General features: G+C 66.3%; 5 protein-coding genes. 4 read left to right on the plus strand and 1 reads right to left on the minus strand.

Annotated features, from left to right (window positions below):
* Positions 1-414: 414 nt before the first annotated feature.
* The gene (locus JQ627_RS18015; RefSeq protein WP_212485595.1) at positions 415-792 is read right to left on the minus strand and encodes a PRC-barrel domain-containing protein; all 378 of its coding nucleotides are present in this window, start codon (positions 790-792) and stop codon (positions 415-417) included.
* Positions 793-1,455: 663 nt separating this feature from the next.
* Between JQ627_RS18015 and JQ627_RS18020 the strand changes: the two genes are divergently transcribed.
* From JQ627_RS18020 to JQ627_RS18035, 4 genes are all read left to right on the plus strand, one after another.
* Complete coding sequence (locus tag JQ627_RS18020; RefSeq protein WP_212485489.1) at positions 1,456-10,461, plus strand: peroxidase family protein; 9,006 nt, start codon at positions 1,456-1,458, stop codon at positions 10,459-10,461.
* 84 nt (positions 10,462-10,545) lie between these two features.
* A complete protein-coding gene (locus tag JQ627_RS18025) occupies positions 10,546-12,303 on the plus strand; it encodes a type I secretion system permease/ATPase (protein ID WP_212485490.1) in 1,758 nt (585 codons plus the stop codon).
* Positions 12,300-14,900, plus strand: a complete 2,601-nt coding sequence (locus JQ627_RS18030; protein ID WP_212485491.1) for a cadherin-like domain-containing protein — start codon at positions 12,300-12,302, stop codon at positions 14,898-14,900. Before JQ627_RS18025 ends, JQ627_RS18030 begins: the two co-directional genes overlap by 4 nt.
* A 12-nt stretch (positions 14,901-14,912) precedes the next feature.
* A complete protein-coding gene (locus tag JQ627_RS18035; protein ID WP_212485492.1) occupies positions 14,913-16,268 on the plus strand; it encodes an HlyD family type I secretion periplasmic adaptor subunit in 1,356 nt (451 codons plus the stop codon).
* The last annotated feature ends 227 nt before the right edge of the window (positions 16,269-16,495 follow it).

The raw sequence follows: 16,495 nt of genomic DNA on the forward strand, positions 1-16,495 counted from the left end.
GTGACGTATTGGCGCTTTGAGGGGGCTGAGCACGCTCGTGGGGCAGCCGAGCGGAAAAGAGCGGGGGTAGTGGCATTCGCGCGCTATTAAACGTCGGCTTACCAACGCAAAGCGGAAGTCTGCCATCTTGAGCGTGATCGGCGGCTTGTGCCCCAAATCGGAAACCGGGTTAATCCAATAGTCAAGGGAACGATACAACCGCCGCCGTGGCTCGGTGTTCGCACGGCGCTCACTGCAGGTTGTGCAACAGATGACGCGATGGCTTATGTGTCTTTGTTGCGGATGATTTGAACCTACGATCATCCACCTTGTGCGCGGGGTGTCCCGACCGTATCCCCACTCGCGCCCATACACCCCGGGCGGCGTTAACCGCCGCGGCAAGCCCGCTCTCGCGGGCGGGCTTGCCGGTAACCGTCAGAACCCGGAATAGTAGTCGTTCACTGCTCTGGCACGTCCCGGGTCGTTCCAGTCCCAGGCATTGTCGTTGCCATACTTCGGCGCACCCTGAAGCCTGTCTGCGGTAAGATTGGTCCGGTAGCCGCCGAGACCTGTGTCGTACTTTAGCGATTGCCAAGGCAGCGGATAGTGATCGTCCCCGATGCCGAGGAAGCCGCCGAAGCCGAGAACCGCGTACGACACTTGGCCGCTGACCTTGTCGATCATGACGCGCTCGATCGAACCGATCTTCTGGGCGTCAGACCCATAGACTGCCGTGCCTTCGACCTTGTCGCTGCCGATTAACGTACCTGTTTCACGCGTTCCGTTTCCATCGTCGTCTCCTTCTAGAAATATTGATGCACAACAACTGAGATCGGGAGGCGCTCGTTCCTACGTTTTCACCCGAGTTGGTGAATCCATCGCAACGCGCGACGCGAAGCGCCTGTGACAGATCGCGGCGTGGCGAGTGTTATCGTCCTGACGGCCGCCGGCATCTCGATCATCGGCGTCACTCTGCGGTGGGTTCACCGAAAGCTCGCTGCAGGAGGCCGAGTGCATCGAGGTGTATCCGGGCCGAACCCCCTTTACGCTCGACGACACGGCGCGAAGACGTCGCCGGCCTGGAGCGCTCTTGACGCTTGCGATGCCGTGCTCCGGCGGTTCTCGGCCCAGCATTGCGTGTTCCGCACGCCATGATGCCCGATCGATGCGACGGCTTCTCCGATCGGGCGCGGCCAAGTCTCCCGAAAACATCCGGAAAACACCGCTTCACCCGCCGCACCGAGGCGCTGGCGAAGCGAGGATGGTCGTCCGCCGATCGGACCAAGGTCCTACGACCATGGTCGGCCGAAGCGCCAGACCTCGGTCCCACGAGGTCATTGGACCTTGTACCCTGTCCCGTTGTTCACGGAAAAATCTAACCTGAGCCCATAGGAGCCATCCGACGCGGACGGCTCACAAGAATTTCAACAGCTCGGCCGCCGCGGCGGACCGTGCGCCACAACAGGTGAGGCCGCCATGGTTGCGTACATCAGGAGCGATCTGGATTTCATTCTCGCGCAGATCAAGGTCGCGGAGAAGCACGCGGCTTATATCGTCAATCCGCTCGACCCGAACGCCGCGCCGCTCTACGGAGCCGGTCTGGCCGGCCAGGTCGGCTCCGTCCCATCCTACAACCTCAGCATCGGCCTTCGTACCGTCGACGGACAGAACAACAACCTGCTACCCGGCCAGGAGAAGTGGGGCGCTGCGGACATGCCGTTCCCCGAACTGCTGGATCCGACCTTCAGGCCCGGCGAAAACGTACCGGGCAATTTCCTTCCGCCGGGCGCGCCCGCCGTGCCGACGTCTTATGCGCCGTCCAACAACCCGGGTTCGATGGTGTTCGATTCGAGCCTGCGCACCATCTCTAACCTGATCGTCGATCAGACGCTCGCCAACCCGGCGGCGATCATGAAGGGCCTGCAGTCCGGCGGGATCGTCGAGGCCACGCTGGCTAACGTCGCCCTCGTGCAAGATATCTACAACGCCTTCAAACCCGCACTCGACGCCGAGTATCAGGCCCGCGTGGTGATGCAGAACGCCAAGGCGGCGGCGAACCAGCTGAGCGACGGCGACGAGTCCACCGTTCCCGGCGCGGCCGAACAGGCGGCGATCGACGCCTTCGCGGCGGCCACGGCGGTGCACAACGACATGCTCAACGATCTGGCGGTGGCGCGCGCGGTCCGCGATGCGGGCCTCGAGCCGTTCGGGATCACGATGGACGGCGACAACGTCCAGGTCGTCAACGTCTCTCCGGACGTCGGCCTGTCGGCCCCGTTCAACTCCTGGTTCACTCTGTTCGGCCAGTTCTTCGATCACGGTCTGGATCTCGTCAACAAGGGCGGCAGCGGCACCGTGTTCGTTCCGCTCCAGCCGGACGATCCGCTGTACGTGCCGGGTAGCTCGACCAACTTCATGGTCCTGACCCGCGCCACCGTCAGCCCGGGCGCCGACGGCGTCATGGGGACAGCCGACGACGTGCGTCCCGTCAACACCACGACGCCGTTTGTCGACCAGAACCAGACCTATACGTCGCATGCCTCCCACCAGGTTTTCCTGCGCCAGTACGCGCTCGACGCCAACGGCGTCCCGCACGCTACCGGCAAGCTGATCGAGGGCGGCGGAGACCAGCCGGGCGGCATGGCCACCTGGGGCGAGGTCAAGGAACAGGCCAAGATGCTCGGCATCCTCCTGACCGACCAGGACGTCGGCGCGGTGCCGCTGCTTCGCACCGACCCGTACGGCAACTTCATTCCGAATGCCGCGGGCTTCGCCCAGGTGATCACCGGCGTCGGCGCCGACGGCATTCCGAACACTGCGGACGACATCGTCATCTCCGGCACCTCGACGGCGCCGGTCAGCGTCACCACCGCGATCCGCATCAACGCCGCCTTCCTTGCCGACATCGCGCACGACGCCGTGCCGAACGGCATCGCCGACGGCGACATTGAAATCGGGCTGCTCAACCCCGGCAACAACCCGGCGGTCTACGACAACGAACTGCTGGACGCCCACTTCATCGCCGGCGACGGCCGCGCCAACGAGAACATCGGCCTGACCGCGGTCCACCACATCTTCCACTCCGAGCACAACCGGCTGGTCGAGCACACCAAAGAGATCGTCCTGGCCTCGAACGACCTGGCCTTCCTCAACGAATGGCTGGCCGTCGACCTCGCCGCACTGCCGACGACGCCCGCTCAGATCGCCGCCCTCGTCTGGGATGGCGAACGCCTGTTCCAGGCCGCCAAGTTCGGCACCGAGATGCAATACCAACATCTCGTCTTCGAGGACTTCGCCCGCAAGGTGCAGCCCAACATCGACTTCTTCGTCGTGCCGGACGGATACCACGCCGACATCAATCCGAGCATTGTCGCCGAATTCGCGCACGTGGTCTACCGCTTCGGCCACTCAATGCTGACCGAGACGATCGACCGGCTCGACCCGACCTTCACCAACGACCAGATCGGGCTCATCGAGGCCTTCCTCAACCCGATCGAATTCGACTCGGGCCACACCGTCGCGGACAGCGTCGCCGCCGGCAACATCATCCGCGGCATGACGCGGCAAGTCGGCAACGAGATCGATGAGTTCGTCACCAGCGCGCTGCGCAACAATCTGCTCGGGTTGCCGCTCGATCTGGCTACCATCAACCTTGCGCGAGGACGCGATGCAGGCGTGCCGTCATTGAACGTTGCGCGCCGCGACTTCTTCGAGGCCAGCAGCCACGCCGAAGAGCTGCGGCCCTACGCGAGCTGGGTCGACTTCGCGAGCCACCTCAAAAACGAGGCTTCGATCATCAACTTCGTCGCCGCCTATGGAACGCACACGCTGATCACCGGCGAGACGACGGTCGAAGGCAAGCGCGACGCGGCCATGGCGCTGATCTTCGGCACCAGCTTCGGCGACGTCGTCGTTCCGACCGACCCGGCCGAGCTCGCGGCATTCAATGCCGACCGCATAGCCTTCCTCAACGCGACCGGCATCTACGCCGGCGGCTCGCTGGGCGGCCTCGAGAACGTCGATCTCTGGATCGGCGGTCTCGCCGAGAAGGTCATGCCGTTCGGCGGCATGCTGGGCTCCACCTTCAACTTCGTGTTCGAGGTTCAGCTCGAAAAGCTGCAGGACGGCGACCGCTTCTACTACCTGCAGCGGCTCGACGGGCTGCATCTGTTGTCCGAGATGGAGAACAACACCTTCGCCAAGGTAATCGGCCTCAATGCGGACGCCGGCCATCTGCCTTCGGACGTGTTCTCCACGCCCGGCCTCATCCTCGAAGTCGACCAGACCCGGCAGTGGAATCCGGGGCTCGATTCGGCCGATCCGACCGGTGGCACGATCCTGACCCCGCTGGTCCTGCGCGACGACCCGGCGACCGGTGGAGCCGAAGCGAACTACCTGCGCTATACCGGCGCCGACCACGTCCTGTTGGGCGGTACCGACCAGGCCGACACGCTGATCGCCAGCGAGGGTGACGATACCCTCTATGGCGACGCCGGCAACGACCGCATGGAGGGCGGCGCCGGCAACGACCAGTACATCGGCGGCGACGGTGACGACATCATCACCGACCAGTTCGGCGACGACATCATGCGCACCGGCCGCGGCCACGACGCGGTCAACGCCGGCCAGGGCGTCGACCTGATCGTCGCCGACGAGGGCAATGACTTCATCGTGCTTGGTGCCGACAGTCTCGATGAGGCCTTCGGCGGGGTCGGGAACGACTTCGTTCTCGGCAGCAAGACCACCGAGCAGACGCTTGGCGGCGAAGGTGACGACTGGATCGAGATCGGCGCCTGGACCGGCGCGGTCGGCGACAATTTCGACGACCAGTTCCAGCTCGATGCCGTCAAGGGCCACGACGTGTTCCACGGGGACGGCGGCTTCGACGAATTCATCGGCGAAGGCGGCGACGATATCTGGTTCGGCAGCCTTGGTCGCGGCAAGTTCGACGGCATGTCCGGCTACGACTGGACGACCTACGCCAACATGAATCTGGCGGTCGACGTCGACCTCAACCGCGTGATCCTGCCCGGTCTGCCGGTGCTTCCGGGCAACGCGGCGCTCGACAGTTTCACCCAGGTCGAAGGCGCGTCCGGATCGGCCCACAACGACGTCATCCGCGGTTCTGACGTCACCGCCGACCTCGTGCCGACCGAAGGCTTCCGCGGCAGTGCCCTGGATGCCGAGGGCATCGCCCTCATCACGGGCCTGCAGGCACTTCTCGCCGGCGCGGGACCAGCCTCGTTCGATGCCAACGGCAGCTTCGTCGGCGGCAACATCCTGCTCGGCGGTGCCGGCAGCGACCTCATCGAAGGCCGCGGCGGCGACGATATCATCGACGGCGACCGATGGCTGCGGGTGCGCATCGCGGTGATGTCCGACTTCGACGAGAACGGCCCGGTCGGCAGCACCGTGCTCGAGTTCCACGACAGCATGACGACTCTGGTCCAGAAAGTGTTCTCGGGTCAGATCAATCCCGGCCAGCTCAAGATCGTCCGCGACATCGTCTCCGACGGCGCGGCGGCATCGGACGTCGACACCGCAGTCTACTCCGACGTCCGCGCCAACTATTCGTTCTCGGCGCGCGCCGACGGCACCCTCGTGGTCTCCAACACCGGCGGCCTCGATCCGCTCGAGGGCACCGACCTGCTGCGCAACATGGAGAAGTTGCAGTTTTCCGACGGCACGCTCGGCATCGTCATGGGCACCCCGTTCAGCGACAATGGCCTCGCCCCGCAGGGCCCGCCGTCCGACAACCGTCCCGTGCTGAACGGTTCGGCGACCGACGACATCATCGTCGGCCTTGCCGGAGCCGACGTGCTCAACGGTCTCGGCGGCAACGACATCCTGGTCGGCGGCCCGGGCTCCGCCACGGGAACGGTTGCCGACAACTTCAATTCGGGCGGCTATTCCGGCAACGATGGTAACGCTGCAAACTTCGCCGGAAACTGGACCGAAAGCGACAACAACAGCGCCACGAGCGGCGACATCGAAATCGATGGCAATCGCCTTCGTTTCAACGAGACCGTCGATGGCGGCGAAACCATCGAACGCTCGATGAACCTGGCGGGGGCCACGGCCGCAACGCTGTCCTTCAGCTACGAGGACGACAATCTCGGCGCGGGCCAGAATGTCATAGTCGAGGCCCGCAACAGCGGCAGCGGCGCCTGGGAAGTTCTCGGAACGCTCGGCAGCACCACCGCGACAGGCAACGGCAATTTCAGCGCGACGCTGACCGCTGCCCAGATCGGTGCGAACTCGGGAATCCGCTTCCGGACAACCGGCGACGGCAACAACTGGGACAACGGTGACAATTTCTACGTCGATAACCTGACGATCACGATCGTCAGAGCCGGCATCAACGGCGGCGTTGACACCCTCAACGGCGGTCTCGGCAACGACACCTACGCGTTCGGGCTCGGCGACGGCAACGATCTCATCAACGAAGCTGTCAATGCCGCCAGCGGCGGCACCGCCGACCGCATCTCGATCCAGGCTCCGAACGCGGTCGACCCGTCCGGTCAGCCCATCATCGACCCGGTGACCCTGCTTCCGGTACCGACGATCACCGCGTTGGACGCCTTCGACAGCAGCACCGCGACCCAGACCGGCGACCTGGTCATCAATTACAGCCTACCGACCGGGCCGACGGGCTCCGTCGCCCAGTCCATCACGGTGGCAGGCCACTTCACCGGCAACAACGCGCAGACCGGCGTCGAACGCATCAACTTCAACGGCGCGACTTTCGCCGGCTATGCGCTCGGCGCGGAGGATTACTTCATCAGCCGCTCAGATCCGGCCGACCGGGCAGGCGGCGACGTCGACATGTCGCTGAATGCGGTGACCAACGCTCAGGCCAACTTCGTGGTGGGCGAGCAGGGCGTCGACGACGAGATCACTGGCGGCGGCCTCAACGACCTGATCTTCGGCGGCACCGGCAACGACGACCTCGTCGGCGGGCTCGGCGACGACCTCCTGGTCGGCGGTGCGGGCAACGACGATCTCGACGCCCGGCTGAACCTCGCTGGTGACGACTTCGAAGGCGCCGTCGGCGCCGACACGATGGTCGGCGGTGCGGGCAACGATACCTACGGCATCGACGATCTGCTCGATGTCGCGATCGAGGCCCAGGACGAGGGCACCGACACCGTCGAGACCTTCCTGGCCGAGCTTTCCATCGCGAACATGGCCAACGTCGAGAACCTCACCTACCGCGGCGTCGACGCCGACCAGTTCATCGGCACCGGCAACGCCGGCAACAATGTCATCACCGGCGGCGATCTGGCCGACACGCTGAGCGGCCTGGCGGGCAACGACACCCTGAACGGCGGACTGGGCAACGACACGCTCGCCGGCGGCGACGGCAACGATACCCTGAACGGCGGCGACGACGTCGACACGCTGACAGGTGGGATCGGGGCCGACACCCTCAACGGCGGAGCCGGGGCCGACGTCATGGCCGGCGGCGCCGACAACGACATCTACGTCGTCGACGATGCCGCCGATGTGGTGACCGAACTTGCGGCCGGCGGCACCGACACGGTGCAGTCCTCGGTCTCCTACACGCTCGGGGCCGAAGTCGAGAACCTGACGCTGACCGGAGGCGACGCCATCAACGGCAATGGCAACGCGCAGGCCAACACCATCGCCGGCAACGGCGCCAACAACCAGATCTTCGGCGGTGGCGGCAACGACACCATCGATGCCGGTAACGGCACCGACCTGGTCGACGGCGGCACCGGCGACGATACGCTGAGCGGAGGCACCGGCGGCGATACCGACACCATCATCGGCGGCGCCGGCAACGACACCATCAACGTCAGCGATGGCAACGACGTGGTGGTCTACAACGCCGCCGGGTTCGGTGCCGACACCATCACCGGCTTCGACTCGACCGCGGCCGGGGGCCAGGACCTGATCAACCTCAGCGCGCTTGGCATCACGGCCGCCAACCTGGCGACGCGTGTTGTCGAGACCCAGGTGGGCGCCAATACCCTGCTCACGGTCAGGGATGCGTCCCTGGCGACGATCGGCACCATCCAGGTCAACAACACGACGACGGCCGCGATCGACGCGTCCGACTACGTCCTGGCGCAGGCCGCGCCGGCACCGTTCGGCACGGCGAGCGCCAACGCCGACGTCATCACCGGCACCGGTGGTGCCAACCTCATCGACGGCCTCGGCGGCAACGATACGCTGAGCGGCGGCGGTGGCGACGATGTCATCCTCGGCGGCGAGGGCGCGGATACCCTCAACGGCGACGACGGCAACGACACGTTGACCGGTGGCACCGGCAGCAACAACGGCGCTTACGTCGACAGCTTCGGAGCGGCGTCGTATTCGAACAGCAACGGCACGCTCGCGTTCACGGGAAACTGGACCGAAGGTGGCGGCGAGACGACCAGCCCGACAGCAGGCGACATCTCGATCACCGGCGGCCGCCTTCAGTTCAATCAGGGCGTCGATGGCGGCGAGACGATCGAGCGCGCCGTCAACCTCGCCGGCGCGACTGCGGCGACGGTGTCGTTCACCTACGAGGACGACAATCTCAACGGCGGCCAGACCGTCATCGTCGAGGCACGGAATGTCAATACCAACGCCTGGGAGGTCGTGACCGGCGGAACGCTGGGAGGCGGTGCCAACGGCACCTTCAACTTCAGCGCCGCCCTGACGCCCGCCCATATCGGCTCGAACTCGGCCATCCGCTTCCGGACTACCGGCGACGGCAACAACTGGGACAATGGCGACAACTTCTACGTCGACAATTTCACGGTCAACGTCACCGCGCCGGGCCTCAACGCCGGGGCAGACACGGTCAACGGCGGCGCCGGAGACGACACCATCGTCTGGAACGCCAATGCGACGGCGGCCCCGACAGATGGCCGCGACATCGTCAATGGCGGCACCGAAGGCACCGCGGGTGACACCTTCGTCATCAATGGCAACACCTCCAGCGAGGCCTACACCATCTATACGTTGGCCGCCTGGGATGCCGTTGCTGGCAACGACATCGCGAGCTTCGGCGGGCGTACGCCGGAAATCGTCGTCACCCGAGGCGGTTCAGCCTTCGCCAACGTGATCGCGGAGCTGAGCGAGATCGAGGAGATCCGCATCAACGGCATCGAACCGACTGGAGCGACGGGCGGCGCGGGAGCAGGCGATACGTTCACGGTCGTCGGCGACTTCACCGCGACCAGCCTGCGCCTCAACACCATCACGATCGATGGCGACGAGGGCGACGACACGATCGACATTTCGGCCCTCACCTCGGCCCATCGCATCGTGTTCAGGTCCAACGGCGGCAACGACACCATCATCGGCGCCCTCCAGGCCGAGGACGTGATCGAGCTTCCGGAAGGGGCGGATCCGGCGACCTACCAGCTGGTCGAGAACCAGGACGGCACCAAGACCATCTCGAACGGAACCCATTCGGTCACCTTCTCGGGCATGGTGCCGCCCCAGTTCGAAACCAATGAGCCGGACGAGGACGACGAGGAAGAAACCGAAACGCCGAACGAGGATGACGAGACGCCAACCGCGGGCGGCGACGACGACGAAGAAGAGACCGAGACCGCAACCGACGACGTGGTCCGGACCGGCACGGCGCAGTCCGATACGCTGGTCGGCACACCCGGCGACGACAGCATCGTCGCCTTCGCAGGAGACGACATCGCCGTCGGCCATGCTGGCGCCGATGCGATCTCGGCCGGCGAGGGGGCCGACTTCGTCAACGGCGGTGCTGGCCGGGACGTGATCTTCGCTGGCGCGGGCGACGACCACGTGTTCGCCGGAGCCGACGCGGACATCGTCTACGGCGATGCCGGGGCGGACCGCATCTTCGGCGATCAGGGCGACGACCTGATCAATGCCGGTGCGGGCGACGACACCGTGTTCGGCGGGGCCGGCAACGACCTGATCGTGGCCGAGATTGGCGATGGCAACGACGCCTATTTCGGCGACGAAGGCGCCGGTGGGTCGGGCACCGACACGCTCGACATGTCAGCGGCGAGCACGGCCGTCACCGTCAACCTGGGTTCCGGCCCGCTCGCGAACGGCAGCGCCTCGAGCTCGCAGACCGGCAACGACACGCTGTGGGGCATCGAGAACGTCACCACCGGCTCCGGCAACGACGTCATCGTCGCCGGCACCGCCGCCAACGTGATGAAAGGAGGGCTCGGCGACGACACCTTCCGCTTCAACTCGGTGGAGGCGGCCAAGGGCGACACCATCGTCGGCTTCGAGCCGGGAGACCGCATCGACCTCAGCGGCATCGACGCGAACTACGCCGTCGACGGCAACCAGAGCTTCACACTGGTTTCCGATGCCGCGTTCACCGCGGCCGGGCAGCTCGCGGTGAGCTACGAGACCCATGACGGTCAGGAATTCACCGTCATCCAGGGCAACGTCGACGGCAACGCCGCCGCCGACTTCAAGATCGAGATCGCGGGCCACCAGAACCTCGGCTCCAACGTCACGCTCTAGCCTCACGACCCTATGCCGGAACGGGAAACCATCTTCCCGTTCCGGCGCGATTTCCGTTCCTCGCACCTGAGGGCATCCAAACAAATGGCCAAACCGAAAGAGCTCACACCCGCGAAGCGCCGGCGCCTGGCCGAGCTGACAAGGGGCTTCCGCAGCATCGTCCTGTTTCTCTTCGTGGTCTCCGGCATGATCAACGTGCTGGCGCTCACCGGCTCCGTCTACATGATGCAGATCTACGACCGCGCGCTGACCAGCGGCAGCATCCCCACCCTGGTGATGCTCTCGGTGCTCGCGATCGGGCTCTATCTATTCCAGGGTGCCTTCGACGTCGTCCGCTCCCAGGTGCTGGTGCGGGTCGGCGCCCGGATCGATCGCAAGATCGCGCCGCTGGCGCATCGCGTCGCCATCGACATGCCGCGTTTCGGCTTCTCCACCTCCGAAGCGCTGGAGCGCGGGCGGGACGTCGACACCGTCCGTGGCTTCCTCGGCAGCCAGGGCCCGTCGGCGTTGTTCGACCTGCCCTGGATGCCGATCTATCTGGCCTTCATCTATTTCCTTCATCCGATGCTCGGCGCGTTGACCTTCGCGGGCGCGCTCGTTCTCGTCGTGCTCACCGTGGTCAGCGAAGTCATGACCCGCCGTCTCATCGTGTCCACGCGCAAGGCGGCGACGGAACGCAACGGCATCGCCGACTGCAACGCGCGCAACGCCGAGGTGCTCAAGGCGATGGGCTTCGCAGGCCGCGCCGTCGGCCGCTTCAACGAGGCCAATGCCGAGCATCTCGATCTGCAGACGAGGGCCAACGACATCACCGGCGGATTCGCCGCGGTTTCGCGTGTGCTACGCATGGTGCTGCAGTCGGCCCTGTTGGGGCTCGGCGCCTACCTCACCATCAAGGGTGAGCTTTCGGCTGGCGCCATCATCGCGGTCTCGGTCGCCTCGGCGCGCGCGCTGGCCCCCGTCGATCTCGCGATCGGCAATTGGAAGGCCTTCATCGCCGCGCGGATGGCCTACCAACGGCTGCGCGACACCGTCATCGCGCTCGCCGCCGCCGACGAGCCGATGCGGCTGCCCGATCCGACCGCCCGTCTCTCCGTCGAGAAGATCACCGTGGCGGTCCCCGGGACCGGACAGGTGGTGCTGAGCGAAGTCGCCTTCGAGCTCGAGGCCGGCCAGGCGCTCGGCATCATCGGCCCCAGCGCCGGCGGCAAGACCACGCTGGTGCGCGCGCTGACCGGCATCTGGCCGGCGCTGCGCGGCAGCGTGCGGCTCGACGGCGCCGACCTGACCCAGTGGCGCGAGGACGACCTCGGCAGGCACATCGGCTATCTCCCCCAGGAGGTCGCGCTGATGGACACCACCATGGAGGAGAACATCTGTCGCCTCGAGCGCCAGCCCGACTCCCGCAAGGTGATCGAGGCCGCCAAGGCGGCTGGCGTCCACGAGATGATCGTCAGGCTGCCGGAGGGCTATCGCACCAGGTTGGGGCCGCAGGGCTGCGCGCTTTCCGCAGGTCAACGCCAGCGCATCGCGCTGGCGCGCGCGCTTTACGGCAATCCCTTCATGGTGGTGATGGACGAGCCCAACTCCAATCTCGACGGCGAGGGTGAGGCGGCGCTCACCGCGGCGATCGAGGGCATCCGCGCTCGCGGCGGCATCGCCATCGTGATCGCGCACCGCCCGAGCGCGCTGGTGGCGGTCGATCTCGTCGCCATCGTCCAGGCCGGCCGCATGGTCGCCTTCGGCAAGAAGCAGGACATCATGACTCCTGTCCTGCAGTCTTCCGCGCCGACCCCGGCCGGCACGATTCCCGTAGAAGCCCAAATGCGGAGGCCTGCATGATCAACGTCCAGGCCACCCGCAAGTCCACCGTCGAGACTGCCCCCGGCCGCGAGGACTACGAAGAGAAGCAGGATCGCAGCCGCCGCTTCGTGCCGCTGATCTTCTTGCTCATCGTCGGATCCTGCACAGCCTACCTCAAGAGCTTCCTGCCAATGAAGCTGGGGGCCAGCGAGGACCGTGAAAAGGTCCGCGGCTCGGGCGAGGAGGAGAACCTCAAGGAGGACGCGCTCGCGGCGGCCGAGGAACCCGCGGAGGAGCAGCCTGAGCCGCCCCGGTCGTCGGACTGGACCGAGGAGGGCAGGATCGTCGCGCGCGGCGAGGAGGAGCGCGCCGTAGGCGGCGGTGCGACCGATTTCAGCGCCCGGGCGCGCACCGACAAGCCCGAGCTGAACAAGGGATCCGGGGCGAGTCCGAAGGTCGCAAACGACAACCACCGGCCTCGCCAGGAGGACTCCGGCTCCGGTGGTGGCAGTGGCGGTGGTGGCGGAGGAGGCGGAGGTGGAGGCGGAGGCGGAGGCGGAGGCGGAGGAGGTGGCGGAGGAGGTGGCGGCGGCGACAGACCGCGTGACCCGCCGGCGCCGGATCACCGCAACCGCGCGCCCCGCGTCTCGGGCGCGGTGCATCTTCCTGACGTGGTGGCCTGCCATGGGCTGGCGATATCGATGGCGGCGCTGCTGGCCGGCGCCACAGATGCGGACGGCGACAATCTGACCGTGGTCGGCATCTTCTCTTCCTCTGGCTCTCTGGTCCGCACCGAGGACGGCTGGGAATTCGACCGCGCGCCGAACATGCTCGGCGAGGTCAAGCTGACCTACGCGATCAGCGACGGCTCCCACATCGTCATGCAGACAGCCTACTTCAATGTGGTTGAGGCGCCGCCCATAGTCGGGACCGAGAGCGACGACATCCTGCTCGGCACCCAGTGCGCCGAAACCATCGCGGGACTCGGCGGGGACGACAACATCGACGCCAGAGGCGGCAACGACCGGATCTCGGGCGGGGCCGGCGACGACCACATTTTGGCGGGCGCGGGCCACGACGTGGTCTATGCGGGCGACGGCAACGACATCGTGTTCGCGGGCACGGGCAACGACGTGGTGTTCGGCGGCACCGGCGACGACCGTCTGTGGGGCGACGAAGGCGACGACACCCTGCTGGGCGAGGAGGGAGACGACCACCTCGACGGCGGCGCGGGCCGCGACATCCTGCTTGCGGGAGCCGGCGACGACACCCTTGAGGGCGGCGACGGCCACGACCACCTCGACGGCGGCGAGGGCGCGGACCGGATGTCCGGCGGGAGCGGCAACGATATCATCGCCGACGGCGGCGGAAACGACCTCGTAACAGGCGGCGCGGGGAACGATATCGTAATGGCGGCCGCCGATGCCGCGGACGACAGCTTCGCCGGCGGCGCCGGCGTAGACACGCTGGACTATTCATCGGCTACGCGTTCGATCGGAGTGGATCTGGGCTCGGGTACCGCCTCCGGCACCGACATCGGCAACGACGCAATCGCGGAGTTCGAGATCGTCATCGGCGGCGCGGGCGACGATACCCTCACGGCCGCCGGATCGGCTTCAGCCTCGATTGACGGCGGCGGCGGAAACGACGTCGTGGCCGGGGGCGCCGGCGACGACACGCTGACCGGCGGGACCGGGAACGACACGATCTCGGACGGCGGCGGATCCGACGCGGTCGCCGGCGGCGGTGGAAACGACTTGGTTCTCGCTGTCGCCGATGCTGCGAACGACAGCCTCGACGGCGGTGCCGGGACCGACACGCTCGACTATTCCTCGGCCATCAGGAAGATCGCCGTGAACCTCGCCTCGGGCCGGGCCTCCGGCGAGGACATCGGCGAGGACGCGATCGCGGAGTTCGAGATCGTCGTCGGCGGCGCGGGCGACGACGTCATCACCGGGAGTGCGGGGGTCGACACTCTTGCCGGCGGGGACGGCAACGACACCATCGCCGACGGCGGCGGAGCCGACAAGGTGGACGGCGGCTTCGGCGACGACGTCGTGCTGGCGTCGGTCGACGGCGCCGACGACGCCTATGATGGCAATTCGGGCCAGGACACCCTGGACTATTCGGCGACCACCGTCACCGTCACCATCGATCTGCGCAGCGGCACCGCCATGGGACGCGAGATCGGCAAGGACCTGATCGAAGGTTTCGAGGAGATCATCGCGGGCTCGGGCGACGACGTGATCATCGCCGGCAGCGGCCCGGTGGTCCTGACCGGCGGCGCCGGCGACGACTGCTTCCAGTTCGAGCGCGACGAGGATGACCGCCAGCAGCAGGACGTGGTGAAGAAGATCACCGACTTCACGGTCGGCGACAAGATCGTGGCCGCGACCTATCAGATTACGATCAAGGAAGGCGGCGACGCCGAGGAGCAGGTCGCCGACCTGTTCGAACAGATCTACCTCGAGGAAAACGACGGCGGCCATAATCGCCCAGTGCGCTTCCGCTTCGAGGAGCTCGCCAACAGCAAGTACACCGCCATCGACGTCCATTACGGCAACGACGACGGAGACGGCATGACGATCGAGGTCGCCGGCCACCACCATCTGCAATTCTCATCGATCCATCCCTGAGGAAGTGAAGCCATGAAGCATGTCGATGTATCCGAACTCGTCCGCCCGGAGCATCCTGCCATGGACGCGCCTCGCGAACGGCCGTTGCGACTGTGGCCGCGCATCGTCGCCGGCATCTTGCTGAGCGCGCTGCTGGTCGCCGGTTGCGGCGGCTGGGCGGCCTGGGCGATGCTGGAGGGCGCGGTGGTCGCCGCCGGCACGGTCAAGGTCGATCAGAACCTCAAGGAGGTACAGCACCGCGACGGCGGCATCGTCAAGACGCTGTCGGTGCGCCAGGGCGACCAGGTTCGCGAAGGCCAGGTACTGGCGACCCTCGACGACGTCCAGATCAAGGCCGAGCATCTGATCGTGCGCGCTCAGTTGGTAGAGGCACTCGGGCGCCGCGCCCGCCTGATGGCCGAACGCGACAACCTGACGTCGGTCGAATTTCCCGACGACATGCACGCCTTATTCCCCTCAACCGCTGGATCGGTAATCCACGGCGAGGCCCGTCTGTTCGCCGGCAACAAGACCGCACGCGACAGCCAGAAGGAGCAGCTCGAGCTCAGCATTGCCCAGACCGGCGAGGAGATCAGGGGCATGGCGGCCCGCCTCGCCGCCAAGGAGGAGGAGGGCAGGCTCGTCGGCGCCGAGCGCGAGAAGTTACAGTCGCTGTTCGAGCGCAAGATCGTCGAGTACCAGCGCGTCTATACCTCCCAGCGCGACTACGCCCGCATCATGGGCGAGCAGGGCGAGATCCAGGCGAGCATCGCCCGTGCCAAGGTGAGGACCAGCGAGATCCGCGTGCAGATCATCGCCGTGGACCAGAACGCTTCGACCGAGGCCCAGAAGGACCTGCGCACGGTGGAGGCGCGCATCGCCGAGCTTCAAGAGCGCAAGCTCGCCATCGAGGACCGGCTGTCGCGCACCGAGATACGTTCCCCCGCGTCCGGCTATATCAACGAACTGTTCGCCTACACGGTGGGCGGCGTCATCACTCCGGCAGCCAAGATCGCGACCGTGGTGCCGGAGAATGCCGACCTCAAGTTCGAGATTCGCGTTTCGCCGGCCGACATCGACCAGGTGAGGGTCGGACAGCCGGCACGCATCCGCCTCTCCGCCTTCAACCGCACCACCACGCCGGAGCTGAAGGGCAAGGTCGCGATGGTGTCGCCGGCCTCGGCCCGGGATCCGTCCAACGGCCAGGAGCACTACATCGCCCACGTCCGCCTGCTTCCAGCCGAGGAGGACCTGATACAGTACAAGGGACTGAAGCTCGTTCCCGGCATGCCGGCGGAGGTCTTCGTCTCGACCCAAGAGCGTACCGCTGCCTCCTATCTGGCCAAGCCCGTCACCGACCAGATGACCCGCGCCTTTCGGGAGCGCTGAGGCATGACGAATTTACCCACCGACACACCGAGGACGGCATCGACCGCCGAGGTGGCCGCGGGGGGTCCTTACGTTAACCTTTCAGCGAAGGGGAGCGTCGGAAACCGCGAACCGGCGACATTCGGCGGGGTTTCGGAGGCCTTCCGGCCCAGCACCGCAGCCCGGGCATCTTGCCACACCTCCGGAATATCCAAGGACGGATTCCACGAATTGGTATTTTCTTTCGG

The sequence above is a fragment of the Bradyrhizobium liaoningense genome (genome assembly GCF_018130785.1).
Lineage (GTDB): Bacteria > Pseudomonadota > Alphaproteobacteria > Rhizobiales > Xanthobacteraceae > Bradyrhizobium > Bradyrhizobium liaoningense_A.